The organism is Yinghuangia seranimata, from assembly GCF_029953285.1.
GTDB lineage: Bacteria > Actinomycetota > Actinomycetes > Streptomycetales > Streptomycetaceae > Yinghuangia > Yinghuangia seranimata.
The window spans coordinates 144935-163281 of record NZ_JASAOI010000014.1; the positions used below are offsets into that span (position 1 = coordinate 144935).

16 protein-coding genes and 1 riboswitch are annotated in these 18347 nt (G+C 73.3%); of the genes, 5 read left to right on the plus strand and 11 right to left on the minus strand.

The features are described from left to right. Positions 1 to 12: 12 nt before the first annotated feature. The 3 genes from QI554_RS10345 (at position 13) to QI554_RS10355 (ending at position 2574) form a co-directional block, all read left to right on the plus strand. On the plus strand, positions 13 to 534 hold the full coding sequence (locus tag QI554_RS10345; RefSeq protein ID WP_281468360.1) for a hypothetical protein: 522 nt from the start codon (positions 13 to 15) through the stop codon (positions 532 to 534). Positions 535 to 679: 145 nt separating this feature from the next. Continuing rightward, a complete protein-coding gene (locus QI554_RS10350; RefSeq protein WP_281468362.1) occupies positions 680 to 1471 on the plus strand; it encodes a ZIP family metal transporter in 792 nt (263 codons plus the stop codon). Between the two features lie 137 nt (positions 1472 to 1608). Continuing rightward, complete coding sequence (locus QI554_RS10355; protein ID WP_281468364.1) at positions 1609 to 2574, plus strand: threo-3-hydroxy-L-aspartate ammonia-lyase; 966 nt, start codon at positions 1609 to 1611, stop codon at positions 2572 to 2574. Positions 2575 to 2596: 22 nt separating this feature from the next. Here the strand turns inward: QI554_RS10355 and QI554_RS10360 are convergent, their stop codons facing one another. The 7 genes from QI554_RS10360 to QI554_RS10390 all read right to left on the minus strand — a co-directional run bounded on the left by QI554_RS10360 (position 2597) and on the right by QI554_RS10390 (position 11228). After that, entirely contained in the window at positions 2597 to 3799 is a 1203-nt protein-coding gene (locus tag QI554_RS10360; RefSeq protein WP_281468366.1) for a hypothetical protein, read from the minus strand. Positions 3800 to 3945: 146 nt separating this feature from the next. Next, positions 3946 to 4707: a methyltransferase domain-containing protein gene (locus tag QI554_RS10365; RefSeq protein WP_281468368.1), complete on the minus strand. Its 762-nt coding sequence runs from the start codon at positions 4705 to 4707 to the stop codon at positions 3946 to 3948. Positions 4708 to 4802: 95 nt separating this feature from the next. Then, entirely contained in the window at positions 4803 to 6302 is a 1500-nt protein-coding gene (locus QI554_RS10370) for an MFS transporter (protein WP_281468370.1), read from the minus strand. A gap of 88 nt (positions 6303 to 6390) precedes the next feature. After that, positions 6391 to 7281 (minus strand): RNA polymerase sigma factor SigJ, encoded by an 891-nt coding sequence (gene sigJ / locus QI554_RS10375; RefSeq protein WP_281468372.1) that lies wholly within the window; start codon positions 7279 to 7281, stop codon positions 6391 to 6393. A 79-nt stretch (positions 7282 to 7360) separates the two neighbouring features. Continuing rightward, positions 7361 to 9667 (minus strand): ABC transporter permease, encoded by a 2307-nt coding sequence (locus QI554_RS10380; protein ID WP_281468374.1) that lies wholly within the window; start codon positions 9665 to 9667, stop codon positions 7361 to 7363. 359 nt (positions 9668 to 10026) lie between these two features. Next, positions 10027 to 10710 (minus strand): ABC transporter ATP-binding protein, encoded by a 684-nt coding sequence (locus QI554_RS10385; RefSeq protein WP_281468376.1) that lies wholly within the window; start codon positions 10708 to 10710, stop codon positions 10027 to 10029. Further along, complete coding sequence (locus tag QI554_RS10390; protein ID WP_281468378.1) at positions 10707 to 11228, minus strand: PadR family transcriptional regulator; 522 nt, start codon at positions 11226 to 11228, stop codon at positions 10707 to 10709. Before QI554_RS10390 ends, QI554_RS10385 begins: the two co-directional genes overlap by 4 nt. A 334-nt stretch (positions 11229 to 11562) precedes the next feature. Then, positions 11563 to 11750: riboswitch (cyclic di-AMP (ydaO/yuaA leader) on the plus strand. Positions 11751 to 11756: 6 nt separating this feature from the next. Here QI554_RS10390 and QI554_RS10395 point away from each other — a divergent pair. After that, the gene (locus QI554_RS10395) at positions 11757 to 12668 is read left to right on the plus strand and encodes an NlpC/P60 family protein (RefSeq protein ID WP_281468380.1); all 912 of its coding nucleotides are present in this window, start codon (positions 11757 to 11759) and stop codon (positions 12666 to 12668) included. A gap of 111 nt (positions 12669 to 12779) precedes the next feature. Here QI554_RS10395 and QI554_RS10400 read toward each other — a convergent pair whose 3' ends face one another. From QI554_RS10400 to QI554_RS10415, 4 genes are all read right to left on the minus strand, one after another. Beyond that, on the minus strand, positions 12780 to 13463 hold the full coding sequence (locus tag QI554_RS10400) for a hypothetical protein (RefSeq protein ID WP_281468382.1): 684 nt from the start codon (positions 13461 to 13463) through the stop codon (positions 12780 to 12782). A 91-nt stretch (positions 13464 to 13554) separates the two neighbouring features. Next, on the minus strand, positions 13555 to 14187 hold the full coding sequence (locus QI554_RS10405) for a hypothetical protein (protein WP_281468384.1): 633 nt from the start codon (positions 14185 to 14187) through the stop codon (positions 13555 to 13557). Between the two features lie 74 nt (positions 14188 to 14261). Next, positions 14262 to 15512, minus strand: coding sequence for a hypothetical protein (locus QI554_RS10410; RefSeq protein WP_281468387.1), 1251 nt, complete (start codon positions 15510 to 15512; stop codon positions 14262 to 14264). Between the two features lie 165 nt (positions 15513 to 15677). Further along, on the minus strand, positions 15678 to 17186 hold the full coding sequence (locus QI554_RS10415; RefSeq protein WP_281468389.1) for an MFS transporter: 1509 nt from the start codon (positions 17184 to 17186) through the stop codon (positions 15678 to 15680). A gap of 154 nt (positions 17187 to 17340) precedes the next feature. On the opposite strand from QI554_RS10415, the gene QI554_RS10420 reads away from it, so the two are divergent. Beyond that, positions 17341 to 18300: a helix-turn-helix transcriptional regulator gene (locus QI554_RS10420; protein WP_281468391.1), complete on the plus strand. Its 960-nt coding sequence runs from the start codon at positions 17341 to 17343 to the stop codon at positions 18298 to 18300. Positions 18301 to 18347: the final 47 nt, after the last annotated feature.

Below are 18347 nucleotides of genomic sequence, written 5' to 3' on the forward strand. Positions count from 1 at the left end.
ACGCTCCCGCGCATGGATCCAGCCGTTCCCCCTACGTACTCGGGCGTTCCCGCGCAGGGCGGTTCGCCGGACGGCGTCCCCTCGGGCCCGCCGTCGGGCACCGCCCCGGAACAGACCTCGCAGGCCGCTCCCGAAGCCGCGGCCGCGCCGACGGAAGGCCGCTTCCGCAGCCGGTTCCGGATCCGCAAGCCGGACATCGACAAGGCCATGGACGGCCGCGGCCTGCTGAGCGCGATCCTGCTGTTCCCGCTCCTGATGGCGGTCGTGTGGGTCGGCCAGATCATCGAGCTGATCGTGTACGCGGCGATCGCGCTGTTCTACATCGCGGCGAGCCCGTTCCTGCTCGTGGTCTACCTGTGGCGCACCTTCGGCCCGGCGCGCACGCCCGAGGAGATCGAACGGCGCGCCCGCTACCGCTCGGGCGGCAAGACGTTCCTCGGCTGCCTCGGCATCGTCGTCCTCGTCTGCGCGGTCCTGTTCGCGATCCTCGCCTGGTACGTGACGTGGGGGCCCGGCGCCGAGTCGGACTACTAGAACCGACGGCCCGTCCCCGAGCGACCCGCGCCGGTCACCCGCCCAGCCCTCTCCGCGAGCGGCAGGCCCGCCGCTGCCCGACCCTGGAGAACAGGGTGCGCCTCGACGCGCCCGTCCCGGTCGGCGTGCGGAGGGGAGGGGCCGGATGACCGCCATCCTCGTCGCCGCCTGCTCGTTCCTGATGACCCTGCTCGGCGGCTGGGTGGCGCGGCACGCCGGCGACCGGCGGCACTTGGTCCTCGGCCTGGCGGCGGGGCTCATGCTGGGCGTCGTCGCGTTCGACCTGCTGCCGGAGTCCCTGGAGCACGCGGGCCAGGACCTGTTCGGCGTCCCCGAAGCCTTCCTCATGGCGACCGCCGGCTTCCTCGCCATGCACGTGGTCGAGCAACTGGTGGCGATCCACCGCGCGCACGAGGGGGAGTACGCCCCCCACCGCCACCCCGGCGGTCCACCGGGCGGATGGGAGCACGACGGCTACACCAACGTGCTGGACCCGGCGACCCGCGGCGTCGGCCTGACCGCCGCCTCCGCGATGGTGCTGCACAGCACGATGGACGGCTTCGCCATCGGCGCCGCGTTCCAGGCGGGCGGCACCGTGGGGCTGGTCGTGTCGATCGCGGTCGTGGCCCACGACTTCGCGGACGGCTTCAACACGTACACGCTCACCCGCCTGTACGGGAACAACCGGCGCCGCGCGGCCGCCCTGCTCTTCGCCGACGCCGTCGCCCCCGTGGCCGGCGCGGCGATCACGCTCGCCTTCACCATCCCCGCCCACCTGCTCGGCCTGTACCTGGGCTTCTTCGCGGGCTTCCTGCTCTACCTCGCGACCTCCGACATCCTCCCCGAAGCCCACTCCCCCCACCCCCGCGGCGGAACCCTGGCCGCCACCATCGCCGGCACCGGCTTCATGTGGCTGGTCATCGGCCTGGCCCAATAGCCCCTGACGACCCGCACCGCGACCGAGACGTGCCGACCGCGCCGGGGCCGCGGAGCCCGGGCGATATTCGCGGGGGTGGAACGGTCGGTCGGCGTACAGTCGGGCGGAATGCGTGCCGTCCCGTGAAGGAGTCGTTCATGGCTGCCCTGCCCACCTATGCCGATGTCGAGGCCGCTGCCGGGCGGATTGCGGGGGTGGCGCATCGGACGCCGGTGTTGCGGTCGCGGCTGATCGACGAGCAGGTGGGCGCCGAACTGGTGTTCAAGTGCGAGAACCTCCAGCGGATCGGGGCGTTCAAGTTCCGGGGCGCGTACAACGCGCTGTCGAAGTTCACGCCGGAGCAGCGGCGGGCCGGGGTGGCGGCGTTCTCGTCGGGGAACCACGCGCAGGCCGTGGCGCTGTCGGCGCGGCTGCTGGGCATTCCGGCGACGATCGTCATGCCGATCGACTCCCCGGCGTCGAAGCTGGCCGCCACCAAGGGCTACGGCGCCGAGGTGATCACGTACAACCGGTACACGGAGAGCCGTGAGGACCTCGGGCGGGCGCTGGCGGAGGAACGCGGCATGACGCTGATCCCGCCGTACGACCACCACGACGTGATCGCGGGTCAGGGCACCGCCGCCAAGGAGCTGTTCGAGGAAGTCGGGCCGCTGGAAGCGCTGTTCACCCCGTTGGGCGGCGGCGGGCTGCTGTCCGGAACCCTGTTGGCCGCCCGCGCGCTGTCCCCTGAGACGCGCGTGTACGGCGTGGAGCCCGCGGCCGGCGACGACGCCAGGCAGTCGCTCGAACGCGGCGAGATCGTCCGCATCGAGACCCCGGTGACGATCGCCGACGGCGCCCAGACCCAGTACCTGGCCGACCAGACCTTCGCGATCATCCGACGCGACGTCACGGGGATCCTGACCGCCACCGACGCCGAACTGGTCGACGCCATGCGGCTCATCGCGACCTACATGAAGCTCGTCGTCGAACCGACCGGCGCACTGGGCCTGGCCGCCGTGCGCAACGCCCTGCCCGACGACCTTCGCGGCAAGCGCGTCGGCGTCATCATCAGCGGCGGCAACGTCGGCATCGACCGGTTCGCCCAACTCCTCGCGCGCTGACGGTGGGTGCGGGAACGGCCGGTCAGCCGCTGTTGGGGATGTAGGCCTCGCACGTGGAGAACGCCTGGTTCTTCACGCAGTTGAACAGCGGGTTCCACGGGCTGCTGGTGTCGAGGGCCGCCTTGGCCAGCGTGCCGGCGCACGCGTCGTCCGACAGGCCCCAGAGCGAACCGTCGGGCCAGCCGGCCTGGGTCGTGCGGTTCTGGACGACGTCGAGGCAGGCCGCCGGCGGGTCGAAGCGCTTGAGCTCGATCAGGAACCGCACGTAGTCGGGGTTCTGTTGCACGTTGGCCCGCGCGTCGAGCGTCTGCTGCGCGGCGGCCTTCGCCTGCGGCGTCGCGTTCGGGTCCTGGAGGACGACGACCGCCGCGGTGGTCATGTTGGCGATCTCCCGGAGCGCCTGCTGGACCTTCTGCTGGTCCTCCGGCGTCTTCGGCGCCGTCTTCTGGTCCTGCAGGGCCTGCAGCCCGGTGACGGTCGCATCGGCGGCGGACCTGATCTGGGCCGCGGTCGTGGGTGAGTAGGCGTTCACGAGGCGCCGCTGCGTCCCCGAGAGGTCGCGGGCCAGCACGAGGTACTCCGTCTTGGCGTCCGGCGAGGTGTTCGGGTCGTTCGCCATCGCCAGGGCGATCGCCGAACCCTGGAGAACCCGGGTGTAGAACGCGCGGTCCTCCGGTTGGGTGTTCGCGGCCTGAATGGTCTTCAGCGTCAGATTGACGTTCGCCAGATATCCGGCGTAGGTCTCCTGCTCGAACTTCGGGGTGTTCGGGTCCTTGACCGCGGCCAGCGCCTTGGCCACGCCGTCCTGCAACCGCTGCTTGTCGGCGTCCGGCAGGTTGAGCGTCGCGATCTTCTCGGACGCCGACGTCGCGTCCTGTTGTACGAGGCCCTGCACAGGCCCCCCGGGCGTCGTCGCGGTCCCGGTCGAGGTGGTGCCCGGCGCCCCTGACGAGGGCGTGTTCGACCCTCCTGTGCCGCCCGTCTTCGGACTCTCCGTCTTCTGCGTGCCCGTCTTCGACGGGTTCGGCGTCGGCTGCGTGCCCGCCCCTCCCGTGGGACCCGGCGTGGGCTGGTTCGACGGCGGGGGAGTGTCGTCGGACGCAGCGCTCGGGGCCTGCGCGACGGCGGCGGGTGCCGCCAGGGCGGCGGTCGGGAACGCGACCGCGGCCGCCAGGCAGGACGCGCCGACGATCCGGGGGATCCTGCGGGCTGCGGGTGTGGACATGGCGGTTCCAGGTGCGTGTGGACGTTGCTGCGTTCGCCGTCGCCGGCTCGGCCGTGTTACGGCCACCGGAGACGGATGCTCGACGGTGGACACGCGCGCCAAGTCCCACTCTTCGCCTGACGGCGACCCGTCGCAACCGCAGCACCTCAGGCCGGTTTGCGGGCCTCGATCAGGAACCGGGTCGTGTGGGCCACGAACGGGCCCTCGGCCTCGATCTGTTCGTGGAGGTCGCGCAGCCGGTCGCGGTACCGCTCGACGGTGAAGCCCGGCACCATCCAGATCACCTTGCGCAGGAAGTACACGACCGCGCCGATGTCGAGGAACTCGGTGCGAAGGGTCTCGAAGCGCAGGTCGACGACGTCCAGGCCGGCGGCCTCGGCGCCCGCGTGGGCGTCGTCGGGATGGCGGGCGTGGCGGACCTCGGGCGGCTGCGGGCCGAGGAAGTACTCGACGACCTCGAACACGCTTGCCGGGCCGACCTGTTGCGAGAGGTACGTGCCGCCGGGCGCCAGGACGCGGGCGATCTCGTCCCACCACACCGTGACCGGGTGGCGGCTGACGACCAGGTCGAACGCGTCCGGGCCGAACGGCAGCGGCGGCTCGTCCTCGTCGGCGACCACCACGGCGCCGAGCGGGTGCAGCAGCCGGGTGGCCTTGTCGATGTTGGGCGGCCACGACTCGGTGGCCACCGTCAGCGGCGCGAGCTTCGGCACGCCGGCCAGGACCTCGCCGCCACCGGTCTGGATGTCCAGCACCGCGTGCGCGCGCCCGATGCGCTCGCCGATGAGCTTCTGGTAGCCCCACGACGGCCGCTGCTCGGTCGCGCGGCCGTCGAGCCACGAGAAGTCCCAGCCCGCGACGGGCGCCGCGGCGGCCTCCGCCACCAGGTCGTCGAATGTCCGTGCCATGCGCCCGATCGTGCCACAACCGCCCGGTCGGGCCACCGGATCATCGGGCGACGGCGTGCTCCGGCCGCGCCGCCGGGCGGCCGGAGCACGGGTCGTCAGGCGACGAGGCTCGTCTCGCGTCCCGGTGTCGCGTCGGCGGACTCCGGCTGCTCGCCGCGGGTGTTGGCGGCGCGCATGGCGATCAGGGCGGCGGCGGCCAGGAAGACGGCGCCGACCAGCAGGGCGCGGGCGAAGCCGTCGGTGTACGCCTCGGCCGGCGGGCGGCCGGTCGCCATCTGGTGCGTCGTGTGCGACGTGGCGACGGCGGACAGGATCGCCAGGCCGAGCGCGCCGCCGATCTGCTGGGACGTGTTCAGCAGGGCCGCCGCGAGGCCCGCCTGGTTCGCCGGGACGCCCGCGTTGGCCGCGGTCGCCACGCCGACGAACACCGCGCCGAGGCCGACCGACATGACCACCAGGCCCGGTAGCAGGTCGGTCGCGTACGAGCCGTCGACGGGGATGCGCGAGAGCAGGTACACCCCGGCCGAGGCGATGAGCGCGCCGACCACGATCACCGGCCGCGTGCCGGTCCTGGGCACGAGCGCGGACACGATCCCGGCCGTCACGGCGACGCCCACGCAGACCGGCAGGAACGCGGCGCCGGCCTTGATCTCCGAGTAGTGCAGGACGTTCTGCATGTAGAGCGTCACGAAGAAGAACATCGACAGGAAGCCGGACATCGCGATCAGCTGCGTCACGTTGGCCGCGCCCAGCCCGCGCACCTTGAAGACCGACAGCGGCATGAGCGGGTTGCGGACCTTCGCCTCGTTCACCACGAACGCGATCAACATCGCGGCGGACACGCCCAGTTCGGCGATCGTGCGGGCCGATCCCCAGCCCTGGTCGGGCGCCTTGACCAGTCCGAACACCAGCAGCAGGAGGCCGCCGGTCCCCAGCAGCGTGCCGAGCAGGTCGAACTCGCGCTCGGGCGCGCGGCGCCGGTCGTTCGGGAGCAGGCGCGGGATGGCGGGCAGGATGAGCGCGCACACCGGCAGGTTCACGAACATCACCCACCGCCAGCCCGGCCCCGCGGTCAGCACGCCGCCCAGGAACACGCCCACCGCGGAGGCGAGCGCGCCCGTTCCGGCCCAGGCGCCGAGCGCCTTGGTGCGGTCCCCGCCCTCGGCGAACGACGTGGTCAGCAGCGACAGCGCGGCGGGCAGCATCATCGACGCGCCGACGCCCATCGCCAGACGGGCGCCGATCAGCACCCCTGACGTGGTCGCCAAGCCGCCGACCAGCGAGGACGCCGCGAACACCGACGTCCCGGCGATCAGCACGCGCCGCCGTCCCAGCAGGTCGGCCGCGCGGCCGCCGAGCAGCATCAGGCCGCCGTAGGTGAGCAGGTAGCCGGACGGCACCCACTGCAGGCTCTGGTTGGAAAGGTGCAGGTCGTCCTGGATCGTCGGCAGCGCGATGTTCACGATCGACGCGTCGATGAAGTCGAGGAAGGCGACCGCGCACAGCAGCAGAAGCGTGAGCTTGCCGCGGCGGGTCGCCAGGAAGTCCGGTCCGGGGGAACCGGTTTCGGTCGGGGCTGAGGCTGTGGTCGACACGGTGTGACTCCGGTGGTGTGTACGGAGGAAACAACGGGGGAGGGGCGGGGCGGACGGTCGGCCGGAGGAGAGGCGCCGGCCGACCGGGTCAGTGGAGGGAGCCGTGGAGCTTCTCGGGGTCGGCGATGACGTCGATGCGCACGATCAGGTCGTCGACGACGGTGAATCCGGCGACGCCGCCGGCCGAGTCGGCCGCGACCCCGGGGCCGCCGTTGATCGTGGCGCGCCGCGCCAGCGGCAGGAACGTGGGCGCGGTCGTCAGCATGTGCCGCGCCACGTCCTCGGCGCCGTGCAGCGCGGGGAAGCCCGCCGGGCTCAGCCGGCCGAGGTCGAGGGTGAACGTGACGTCCGGGTGCAGCGTCGCCAGCAGTGCGTCGAAGTTGCCTTCGCGCGCGGCGGCCAGGAACGCGTCGACGACGGCGCGCTGCCGTACGACGTCGCGGTCCGGCTGCGGCGCGGTCCGGACCCGGCGGCGCGCCCGGCTGGCCAGCTGCCGGGTCGCGGCCGGCGTGCGGTCGACGACGAGCGCGATCTCGTCGAACGGCAGTCCGAACACGTCGTGCAGGACGAACGCGAGCCGCTCGGCCGGGCCGAGCGTCTCCAGCACCACCATCAGGGCGAGTCCGACGGCGTCGACCTGGATCGCGAGCCGCTCGGGGTCGTCGTCGGGCTCGGCGCCCTGCACGATCGGCTCCGGCAGCCACGTGCCCGGATAGTCCTCGCGCCTGCTGCGCCGCGACCGCAGCATGTCGAGGCTGATGCGGCCGACGACCGTGGTCAGCCAGGCCCGCAGGTCCTCGATGCCGTCGGGACCGGTGCGGGAGACACGCAGCCAGGCCTCCTGGACGGCGTCCTCCGCCTCGGCACGCGAGCCGAGCATGCTGTAGGCGACCGTGCGCAGGTGGGGGCGCAGGCCTTCGAACCGCTCGGCGAGCCAGAGCTCGGCCTGGGCCGCCGCTGTCCCGGTTGTGGTGTCCATGCCATGGAGACGAAGCCCGCGGGGGCGGGGTGCTGCCCACGCCGACACACACGGGCGTGGGCTGGGACCGCGTCGCCCGCTATTCGGTCCGCAGGTTCTCCGGCCGTACCAGGCGCCACAGCGGCGGCAGGCCGGCCAGGGTCACGGCCAGCACGGCCGCGACGCCGAGGGCGCCGACCGTGCCGACGTACGCCCAGTCCACGGCGACGGGCCGGTGGGCGACGCCGAGCAGCAGCGCGCCGATGCCGATCCCGCCGACCGCCGCGACGCAAGTCCCGACCGCGATGGGCACGGCGGTCTGCGCGAGCACGGACGCGGCCAGCGTGCGGCGCGGTGTGCCGAGCGCGGCCAGCGCGGCGAGCGGGCGTCGGCGTTCGCGCAACTGTTCGAGCATGGTCACCGACATGCCCACGGCGATCAGGAACAGGGTGACGGTCGCGCCGGCGAACAGGCCGCGCTCGATGTTCGCGAACGTGCCGTTCCGCCGCGTCGCGACGAACGTGTGCACGCCCGCGGCGGGGTCGAGGCGGGCGGCCGCGTTGCGGACCCGCTCCACGGCGTCGCGGTCGGCGTCCGGCGCGAGCTGCACGTACACGGAGGTGAGCGGCGGTGTCGCGGCGGGTGTGAACGCCTCGGGCGTGGCCAGGATGCCGGAGGCGGAGACGCCGTACGGGTCGGGCAGCGACCGCGCGGGCCGGGCCGCCGCGGGAACGGCCCAGGTCAGAGACGCCCCGCCGCCGGGCGCCTGGAACTGCAGCGTCGCGCCCGGCCGGTAGTCGTCGGCGGTCGGGAAGTACGGGCCTCCGGACCCCGACGGCGCCGGCGCGGGGTCGGCCACCGTGAACGAGTCTCCGGGCGCGCACCGGTCGAGGACGGCCACGAACGCGAGCGACGCGCAGTCGCCGATGGTGACCGTCACCCCGGGGCCGCTCCGCGGTGCGTCGGGTACGGCACCGCTGGTCCGTCGGAGGCCGACCGCGGTGAGCACGCCCGGGAGGTCCCGGAACTGCCCTGCCGCTCCCGGGGCTTCGAAGAGGGTCACCTGTACGTCCGCGCGCCCGGGGTCCTCGCCGGTCGCCTGGCTGAAGTCGCCTTCCAGGCTGGTGAGCAGCATCTGCACGGCGATCGCGCCCGCCACCGCGACGGCGATCGCGTTGACCGCCCGCGTCGACGTGCCGGCGTCGGCGCGCATCCGGCGGACGCCGAGCAGCCATGGCACGGGCCCGCGCCGGACGCGGGCGGTGGCCGCCCGGACGAGCCACGGCAGGACCGCCGTCAGGCCGACGAGCAGCAGCACGACGCCGCCGGCCACCTGGAAGCCGTTGACGTCGTCGGCGGGTCGGTCGCCGCTCAGCAGCGGCAGGAGAAGCACCAGGCCGACGGCGCCGGGCAGCAGCCGCCACCACGAACCGCGGGCTGCGGGGGTCGCGTTGCGGAGGACGCCGAGGGGTTCGACCGCGACACCGCGCAGCGCGAGGAGCGCGCCCGCGGCGGCGGTCGCGGGCAGGCCGACCGCGACGAGCACGACCAGCAGCGGATCGGGCGCGAGGTCGGCCGGGAACACGCTGGTGTCCCAGACCTCGACGCGGCGGGCCTGCCCGCGGGCGAACAGGAACACCCCGGCGCCGACGACGAGTCCGGCCACCGCGGTGACCAGTGCCTCGGCGGCGGCGATGCGGCGGGTGGCCGGCAGGTCGGTGCCGAGCAGTCGCAGGGCGGCCATTCGCCGGTCGCGCGCGGCCGCCCCGAACCGCGTCGCGACCGCGACGAGCACGGCGACGGGGGTGAGCAGCACGGCGAGCGCGGTGGCGACGAGCAGGACGAGCTGCCCGCCGAGCGGCTCGGAGTCGAGCGCCCGGCCGAAGCCGGTGATCCTCACGCCGTGACCCGCGACCTTGTCGGACCCGGCGTAGTAGGCGAGTTCGTGCGGTCCGCCGAGCCCTGAGTCGCCGATGGTCTGCGTGATCGCGTACGGGAGGCGCTCGCGCAGCAGGGCGCCTTCGGACGAGCGCAACAGTCGGGCGAGCGCGGGCGATACGGCCATCTCGCCGGGGGCGGGGAACGCTTTGACGCCGGGCGGCAGCGGGGGTGTGGGGCTGTCGGCCTGGAGCACGCGGCCGCGGATCGTCTTGCCGTGGAACTGCGTGTCGGGATTCATGAGCCACGCCGTGCCCGGCGGACCGGCGGTTTCGGCGTAGACCTCGTCGCGGGCGTCGCCGCGGTCGGTGACGGCCTGCAGCGCGTGCGGGACGGAGGCGGCGAGCAGCAGCAGCGCGGCGCCGAGGCCGATACCGACGGCGGTGAGCGCGGAGCGGAGCAGCACGGTTCCGCTGCCGCCCGCGAAGCGCGCGCCTAATGCGAGGTCGCGGAGCCAGAGGGCGAACACGCCGGTGGTGCGGGGGTGTTCGGCGAGTGGGCGAGGTGCGGGGGCGGAGGTGCCAGAGGGGCCGGGGGTGCCGGGGGAACCGGCTCCCGTGGCCGCCGGGCGTTCGGCGGTGGGGGAGTTCTGCCGCGCCGCGCACTCGCCCTGGCGGGCTGCGCGACCTGCCTCACCGGGCCCGTGACCGCGCTCACCGGGCCCGCGACCGCCCTGGCTGGGCTCGCGACCTGCCTCACCGGGCCCGCGACCGCCCTGGCCGGGCTCGTAACGGCCCTGGCTGGGTTCGCGACCGCCCCGGGGTTCGCGTCCTGCCTTACTGGGTCCGCGACCGCCTTCGCCGGGCCCGCGGCCGCTCTCGTCGGCCGTCACGCGGCCCAGCCCAGCCGGTCGCGGGTGCGCCCGTCGCGTACCACGACCTCGCGGTCCGAGTAGGCGGCGACGCGTGCGTCGTGGGTGACCAGCACGACGGCGCTGCCCGTCTCGCGGGCGGCGTGGACGAGCAGCTGCATGACGCGTTCGCTGTTGAGCGAGTCGAGCGCGCCGGTGGGCTCGTCGGCGAACAGCACGCGCGGCTCGGGGGCCAACGCCCTTGCCACCGCGACGCGTTGGCCCTGCCCGCCGGACACCGTGCCCGGCTGCTTGTCGGCGATTTCGCCGACCTCGAGGCGGTCCAGCCACATGCGGGCGACCTCGTTCGCGGCGCGGCGCCGGAGCCCGTTCAGGCGCAGCGGCAGTGCGACGTTCTCCAGGCAGCTCAACTCCGGTACCAGCTGGCCGAACTGGAAGACGAACCCGAACTCGGCGCGGCGCAGGGCGCTGCGTTCGCTGTCGGACATGCCGGCGACGTCCCGTTCCCGGTAGCGCAGTTCGCCGGCGTCCGGCGGCACGATGCCGGCCAGGCAGTGCAGCAGCGTCGACTTGCCGGACCCGGACGGGCCCATGACGGCGACCACCTCGCCCGCGGATATCCGGAAGTCGGCGCCGTCGAGTGCGGTGGTGGGGCCGTACGCCTTGCGGAGCCCCGACGCGGTGAGCAGCGGCGCCGTCACCCGGCCACCTCCGCCGCGAGCCGGTCGAGACGGGCCTCGGTGAGCTCGAGCCAGCGCAGGTCGGCCTCGAGGTGGAAGAGCGCGTGGTCGCAGATGAGCTGGTCGGCGAGGTCGCCGTGGGTCTTGCGGTCGGTCAGCTCGCGCATGAGGCGCAGGTGCTCGGCGCGCTGCGTGTCGAGCAGGTCGGCTGCGCCGCGGCCGGTGAGCAGCGCGATGACCACCTTCGTGTAGAGGGTGCTCTGCAGGTAGGGCTCGGGCTTCTCGGGGCGGCCGAGCCACTGCTCGACGTCGGTGAGGCCCTCGGCGGTGATGGCGTACCGCTTGCGCTCGGGGCCCTCGCCGTGTTCGACGCCGTCGACCTGGACGAGGCCGTTCTTCAGCAGGCGGGAGAGGGTGGCGTACACCTGGCCGTACGCGAGCGGGCGGCTGCGGCCGAACCGGTCGTCGAAGGCCCGTTTGAGGTCGTAGCCGTGGCTCGGTCCGGCCTCGAGGAGGCCGAGGAGGGTGTGACCAATCATGGCGGCGACTATACACAGCATCTATACACACCATGTATACACACCGCGAGGAGATGCCCGGCGTGGCCGAATGGCCAAATACGGACAATCCATGACGTGTGATGATTTGGTGCCGGAGCGTGGGCCAGGCAACACCGGTGATTTTCTGTGACTGGTCCGATACATGCACTCTGCGACATATCCGCATGTCATCCCGGCGCGTCGGAATCACTCCGAATGTGACCCACGCCTCTTCACGCGGTCTTTACGCGGCTCCCGGCCGTGTGCTGCGAGTTGTCGGGGTGTGCGGCTTCTGGCTAGCGTCCCCCCGGTTTCGCCGTCCAGGCGGAATCCCCCGACCGGTACGCCGAATCCCGTCCCCGGTCGTGGGCACGTACTGCCAACCGGACGGGAGCGGGGGAACCAGGTGGTACGCCGTATCCGCGACACGCGGAACGGCTTGGGGTGAAGCCGCGCTGTGCGCGGCCGGGCAGCTCCCGCCCGAATCCGACAGCTCACCTCGCAGGCGGCAGGAGAGGACCCAACTTCATGCTGTCCGCCACCAACGTCCGCCGCCTCGTCGCGGCCGCCGGCATCGCCGGCCTTGGCGCGGCCATCCCGGTCGTCGGCGCCGGCACCGCGGGTGCCGCCCCCCAGAGCGTCCCGCAGATCGCCCCGATGAACGCCCCCGTCGTCGACGACACCCCCGTCGCGCCGGCCCCCGTCGCGCCCGCCGCCCCGGCCGCGACCGGCACCTACACCGTGGTGAAGGGCGACACGCTGTCCGCGATCGCGCTCGCCAAGGACGTCGACGGCGGCTGGCCCGCGCTGTACGCGGCCAACCGCGACCAGCTGACCAGCGGTCCGGACTGGATCGACATCGGCCAGGTCCTCAAGCTCGCGGGCGTCGCCCAGGCCCCCGCCGCCGCTCCGGCCCCCGCGCCGAAGTCGCAGCCCGCCCCGCCGGCCGAGACCAAGTCCCGTACCTGGGACGACCGTTCCTCGCGCAGCGAGACCCGTGAGACGCTGACCGTCACGGCCAAGCCGTCGACGCCGAAGCCCGTCAGCAAGCCGGCCGCGTCGTCCGTCGACGCCCCGGCCGTCTCGGTCTCCGGCAAGGCCGCCGCCGCGGTCGCCTTCGCGCGCGCCCAGCTCGGCAAGCCGTACGTCTACGGCGCCGAGGGCCCGAACGCGTACGACTGCTCCGGCCTGGTCCAGGCCGCGTGGAAGGCCGCCGGCGTCTCCCTGCCGCGCGTCACCAACGACCAGTACGCGGCGGGCCACAAGGTCTCGATCTCGAACCTGCAGCCGGGCGACCTGGTGTTCTACTACTCGGGCATCAGCCACGTGGGCATCTACATCGGCAACGGCCAGATCATCCACGCGCCGAACTCGCGCACCGTGGTGAAGATCGCCTCCGTCGACTCGATGCCGATCGCCGGAGCGACCCGCCCGGCCTGACGCCCCACAACCCCCGCACGCCGCGCGGACGGCGGCTCGACCTCAGCTGCGAGCCCGCCGTCCGCGCGGTCCGGCGTTTCCGGGGGAGTCCGGTTCCGCGGTCCGCTGAACTCAGGCGGTCCTGGTGAGCGGCAGACCGGCGATGACGCGGTCGCGGAGGACACCGCCGCGGACGCCGATCTCGGCGAAGTCGCCGTCCTCGGGCGTGCCGGTGACGAGGAGTTCGGGGACCAGCAGGTCGCCGAGCGGGGCTTCGGGGGTCGCGTCGGCGAGGCCGCCGATGGTGTCGACCGTGGCGAGCTCGAGGTAGGCGGGGGCGAGGGTCCTGCCGTGCAGGGTGCCGGTGATCAGGTCCGGGCAGAACTCGTTCCAGAAGATCGACACGGTGGCGCGCACGTCGCCGTGCAGCATCACCAGCTTGTCGGTCATGTCGCCGACGAAGGCGTCCACCGCGACGTCGCCGAGCACGATCAGCTTCGCGTCGCCTTCGAGGTAGACGTCCTTCGCCCGCAGGTTCCCCAGCACGACGAGTGCGCCCGAGCCGTCGTCGATCGAGACGACGCCGCCGTCGACGGTCAGGTCGCCGTCGACGATGTACCCGGTCGCGGCCTCGGGGGTGCCGTCCAGCCACGGCGTACGCTCGTGCTCGTCGAGCGGGAGCTCACCGGCCACCGACGCGGGCCCGGAGACGAGGATGTACTCCTCGTCGTACAGGTTCTCGTACGTGCTCCTCGGTAGTCCCCGCCGCTCGAAGAGCTCCACCGCGGCGTCCCACTCCAGGTATTCGCTTGGCATGGGCCCGACCGTAGTGCCCGCTCCCGACAGCCGTTGCGGCGGTATCGGGGCCCGCCGCACACGTGCACGGCGGGCGCACGTACGAGCCCGGTCAGCGGTCGAACCACACCACCAGGCGCACCCCGTCGTCGCCGTGGACCTGGCCGAGGGCGCGCATGACATCCCATACCGGCTGCCAGGCCGACAGCGGGGGGATCGCGTCGCGGCGGCGGAGGACGACGGTGCGGAACACCCGGTCGCCGTGGGACCATTCGCGTTCTTCGGTCCACGGGCCGTACGGTTCGGCCGGGTCGCCGGAGAGGCCCAGGCTCGTGGCGACCGCGGGGCTCCACCCGGCCTTGCCGACGTTGCGCAGCTCGCCCGACTCGGTACGGACGAACTCGTGGACGCGGTCGTCCGGCGCCTCGGCGGGCTCGTCCCAGTCCACGGTGGCCAGTTCGTCCCAGCCGACCCAAGTCGCGGAGAACGCGTTCGCCTCGTCGTGGGCGCGCATCCCGTCGTACTCCGCGCGCACCGCGTCGGAGACGTCGGCGGGCAGCCCGCGTTCGGCCGCGATCGGGCGGAAGTTGGCGAAGTTGCGTACCCCGAACAGACAGCCGAACGCGTCGTAGTCGCGGGTTCTGTACAGCTCGCCGAGCGCGATCGAGCGGCGCCAGGCGACCGGTGCGCCGGTCCGGAAGTCGCGTTTGGCGCGTTCGATGACGCCCCTGATGTCGGTTCCCATGCGCCTGATTGTGCCGACGCGAAAACCGTTGGCTCCAACGGGTTTTCCGGGTCTCGCGCCGATGCGAGGTGCGGTCAGCGCGTCGCGTCGGCCTGGTCCGGGCCCGCGGCCGGGACGGCGTCAGGTCGGCCCGGCGGGCACGGCGGCAGCGGGGGCAGGGCCGTCGCGTCGATCGTGTAGCCCGTCGCGCGTGATGTGCCGGTCACGGGCTCGTCGGCGCGGTAACTCACCACCACGGAAGGGCCGTTCGTGTCGGCCGAGCCGTAGCGCGCGGTCAGCCTGGTGAAGGATCCGGTGCGCAGGTCGGCTGCCCAGGTGGCCTCGTGGTCGGTCCAGGTGACGAGGTCGCCCGCGACCTGGACGCCGTCGACGACGTTGCCCGGCGCGGCGGTGACGACCGCGGCCGGTTCGGTCATGCCCTCGCGCCAGGCGAACAGGGTGCGGCGGTCGGCGGCGACCCAGGCCCAGGTCACGCCGTCGCTCGACGCGTCGTGAACGCCCTTCGCGGCGCCCACCTGCGGGGGCAGGACGACGTGCGCGCCCGCGGGGTCGACGGCCTGGATCGTCCGCGCCGCACCTGGGCCGAACGCCTCGCGCCAGGCGAGGACTTCGCCCGCGAAGAAGGCGGGGGAGACGTCTCCGGCGTAGACGACGCCGTCCCGGCGTGCGGCCAGGTCGTACAGGTGGACCTCGTCGCCCCCGCCGGGCCGGGCAGCCACCCACGCGGCTTTGCCGGCGCGGACGCGCGGGAACAGGAACGGTCCCTCGGCGCCGTTGTCGTGCGCGACGGGGAAGGGGGCGGCCGCCGACTCGCTGTCCCAGGCCAGGAGTTCCCAGCGCGTCGGGTCGGTGCGGTCGGGGTTGACGCCGAACACCAGCCAGCGGCCGTCGAATCCGGCGCCGAAGACCTGCGCGCCGGAAGGGAGCGCGTACACCGTCTGGCGCGAGCGGCCCGTGTCGCGGAACCACACCAGGTCGCGGCGGCCCGCGGCGGCGACGTCCGCGAACACCCTGGTGCCGTCCGCGGTGACCTCGACCGGGACCACGTCCTCGCCCGGCACCCCGGGTATTCGGCCGCGCTCGGCGGCGGCCTGCCAGGCGGCGGGCAGCGGCACGTCGCAGAACCGCGCGGGCGAGGCGGCCGGGACCACCGCGTCCTCCGCGGCGGAGCCGGCGGCCGGGCCGCCCGCCGCGACCGCCGCGGGCCCGGCGTCGTGTCCGGAACGCGCGGGGCTGTCGTGCCCGGGCGAACACGCGACGGCGCCGGCCAGCAGCAGGGCCAGCGCCAGGGCCGGTCCGGTCGTCCGGCGTATCGCGTGGTGCATGCGCAGCAGTATCGCCCCCGCCAACCGGCGCGTGAACAGGCGGGGGAGCGGCGAACGCGGAAGGGCCGCCGACCTTGGGTCGACGGCCCTTCCCGCTGATCCTTCTTCGAACTCCCTTCCGCGAACGGGCTTCCGAGCGCAGCCCCTCCGCGGCCTACCGGCGGCTCAGTGCCCGCCGCCCTGCCGGGCGTGCTTGGGGAGCAGGAACCCGAGGGCGAACGCCGCCGCCGTCAGCACCAGCGACACCAGCGCGGTCAACGCCACCGCGTCCAGCGAGTCCTGCGAGAACATCTTCGCGCCGCCGTGCCCGAAGAACACCGTGCCGAACACCGCGACACCGAGCGCCGCCGCGAGCTGCTGCATCGACTCCAGCGCGCCGGACGCCGAACCGACCTCGTGGTCCTCGACCTCGCCCATGACGATGTCGAACAGCGGCACGAAGATCAGGCCCATGCCCAGGCCGTAGACCAGGAACGGCGCGACCAGCGGCCAACTGCCCACGTGCGGCGAGACGTTGGTGAACACCGCGTACAGCGCCAGGATGCCCACCGCCATGATCGACAGACCGATGTGCAGGATCTTCCGGCCGAGCTTGCCCATCAGCGCGCCGCTCAGACCCGAGCCGACGAACGCGCCGAGCGCCCAGGGGCCCATCGTGAGGCTCGCCCGCATCGCGCTGAAGCCGTTGCCGAGCTGCAGGAACAGGCCCGTCGCGAGGGAGAATCCGGTGATCGCGCCGAAGAAGGCGATGACGAACAGCACGCCCGACGCGTACGAGCGCTTCTTGAAGACGCTCAGCTGCACCAGCGGAGCCTTGCCGTCCGCACTGCGCCGCAGCTGCTGGGCGACGAACCCGCCGAGGACCACGACCGCGCCGGCCAGCATCGCGAACATCCACATCGGCCAGCCCTGCTCACGGCCCTGCACCAGCGGGTAGACCAGCAGGAACATCCCGGTGCCGCCGAGGAGCATGCCCAGCGCGTCGAGCGAACGGATGCCCTCACCCGCCGCGATCGGCGGAACCGCGGGAAGCGCCTTGTGGCCGGCGATGAGCGCGAACAGGCCGAGCGGCAGGTTGATCAGGAAGATCATGCGCCATCCGGTGCCGAACAGGTCGGCGTCCACCAGGGTGCCGGCCACGATCGGGCCGAGGATCGTCGCGATGCCGATGCACGGGCCGAACGCCGCGAACGCCTTGCCCATCTCCTGCGGCGAGAACAGGTCACGGATCAGACCGAACGTCTGCGGGATCATCACCGCGCCGAACAGCCCCTGCACCACCCGCGCGGCGATCAGCGACTCCGGTGACCACGCCAGCGCGCACGCCAGCGAGGAGAGCACGAACCCGACCGCGCCGAACTGCATCAACCGCTTGCGGCCGAACATGTCGCCCAGCCGGCCGCCGGTCAGCAGGCCGACCGCGAGCGTCAGCGTGTACGCCGCCGCGACCCACTGCAGGCCGGTGTACGACGCGCCGAGGTCCGTACGGATCGCCGGCGCCGCGACGTTGACCACGGTCGCGTCCAGCAGGTTCATCAGGGTCGCCGCGAGGATCGCGAACAGGCCCAGCCACTTGCGGCCGGCACCCGGGGCGGGCGCGGTGCCGCTCGTCGTCGGGGACGGTGCCGTCGTGCTCGTGGCCGGCGTGGCCGCGGACTCCAGGACTGCACTCACAGGGATCGCTCCTCAGCGGTCGGTTCAGCGGTCGGTTCAAGGGGGGACTCGCCCGGGAACTCGGGGGCTTGTCGCCTCCCCTCGTCTCCACTGCTTGAACTCTAGGAGGCCATTAGGCAAGCTTCGTTCCTAAAGGAAAGGGAGAGTGGAAAACATGTTGGAGACATCGGCACGACTGCTGCGTCTGCTCTCCCTGCTGCAGACCCACCGCGACTGGACCGGCACGGAACTGGCCGAGCGCCTCGACGTCACCGCGCGCACCGTGCGCAACGACGTCGAACGGCTGCGCACGCTCGGCTATCCCGTGCACGCCACGCGCGGCGCCGCCGGCGGATACCGCCTCGGCGCCGGCGCGTCCCTTCCCCCGCTGCTGCTCGACGACGAAGAGGCAGTCGCCGTCGCGGTCGGCCTGCGCACCGCCGCGGGCGGCACCATCGCCGGCATCGAGGAGACCTCGCTGCGCGCGCTGGCCAAGCTCGAGCAGGTGCTGCCCAACCGGCTGCGCCGCCGCGTCAACGCGCTGCAGACCTACACCGTCCCCGTGCCGGGGCAGGAAGGCCCCCGCGTCGACGCGGAGGTGCTCACGACGATCGCCGCCGCGTGCCGCGACCACGAGCGGCTGCGCTTCGACTACCGCGACTACGGCGGGACGGAGACGCTCCGGGTCGTCGAGCCGTACCGCATGGTCAACTGGGGCCGCCGCTGGTACCTGGTCGCGTGGGACACCCAGCGCGAGGACTGGCGCACCTTCCGCGTCGACCGCGTCTCGCCGCGCACCCCCACCGGGCCGCGCTTCACCCCGCGCGACCTGCCCGCCGAGGACATCGCCGAGTACGTCTCCAGCCGCGTGGCCGCCGCGCCCTGGCGGACCCGGGTGCGCGTGATCGTGCAGGCGCCCGCCGAGGAGATCACCGCGCGCGTCCCGTGGTTCGCGGGCGCGGTCGAAGCCGTCGACGAGCACACCTGCGTGTTCTCCACGGGCGCCGACAGCCCCGCGACCCTCGCGGTGTGGCTCGGCATGCTGGGCGCCGACTTCACCGTCGAGAACGCGCCCGACGTCGTCGAGGCACTGCGCGCGCTGTCCGAGCGGTACGCCCGCGCCTCCGCGAACTGACCGCGCTCGTCCGGCGGTACGACGGGCGGCCCGCGTCGGCGATTCCG

Excerpts from the sequence above, each read along its gene's own strand:
- QI554_RS10420 (WP_281468391.1), top strand. The coding sequence starts at position 17,341 with ATGTTGGAGACATCGGCACGACTGCTGCGTCTGCTCTCCCTGCTGCAG.
- QI554_RS10405 (WP_281468384.1), bottom strand. The coding sequence starts at position 14,187 with ATGGGAACCGACATCAGGGGCGTCATCGAACGCGCCAAACGCGACTTC.
- QI554_RS10365 (WP_281468368.1), bottom strand. The coding sequence starts at position 4,707 with ATGGCACGGACATTCGACGACCTGGTGGCGGAGGCCGCCGCGGCGCCC.
- QI554_RS10390 (WP_281468378.1), bottom strand. The coding sequence starts at position 11,228 with ATGATTGGTCACACCCTCCTCGGCCTCCTCGAGGCCGGACCGAGCCAC.
- QI554_RS10345 (WP_281468360.1), top strand. The coding sequence starts at position 13 with ATGGATCCAGCCGTTCCCCCTACGTACTCGGGCGTTCCCGCGCAGGGC.
- QI554_RS10355 (WP_281468364.1), top strand. The coding sequence starts at position 1,609 with ATGGCTGCCCTGCCCACCTATGCCGATGTCGAGGCCGCTGCCGGGCGG.
- QI554_RS10395 (WP_281468380.1), top strand. The coding sequence starts at position 11,757 with ATGCTGTCCGCCACCAACGTCCGCCGCCTCGTCGCGGCCGCCGGCATC.
- QI554_RS10360 (WP_281468366.1), bottom strand. The coding sequence starts at position 3,799 with ATGTCCACACCCGCAGCCCGCAGGATCCCCCGGATCGTCGGCGCGTCC.
- sigJ (WP_281468372.1), bottom strand. The coding sequence starts at position 7,281 with ATGGACACCACAACCGGGACAGCGGCGGCCCAGGCCGAGCTCTGGCTC.
- QI554_RS10350 (WP_281468362.1), top strand. The coding sequence starts at position 680 with ATGACCGCCATCCTCGTCGCCGCCTGCTCGTTCCTGATGACCCTGCTC.
- QI554_RS10410 (WP_281468387.1), bottom strand. The coding sequence starts at position 15,512 with ATGCACCACGCGATACGCCGGACGACCGGACCGGCCCTGGCGCTGGCC.
- QI554_RS10400 (WP_281468382.1), bottom strand. The coding sequence starts at position 13,463 with ATGCCAAGCGAATACCTGGAGTGGGACGCCGCGGTGGAGCTCTTCGAG.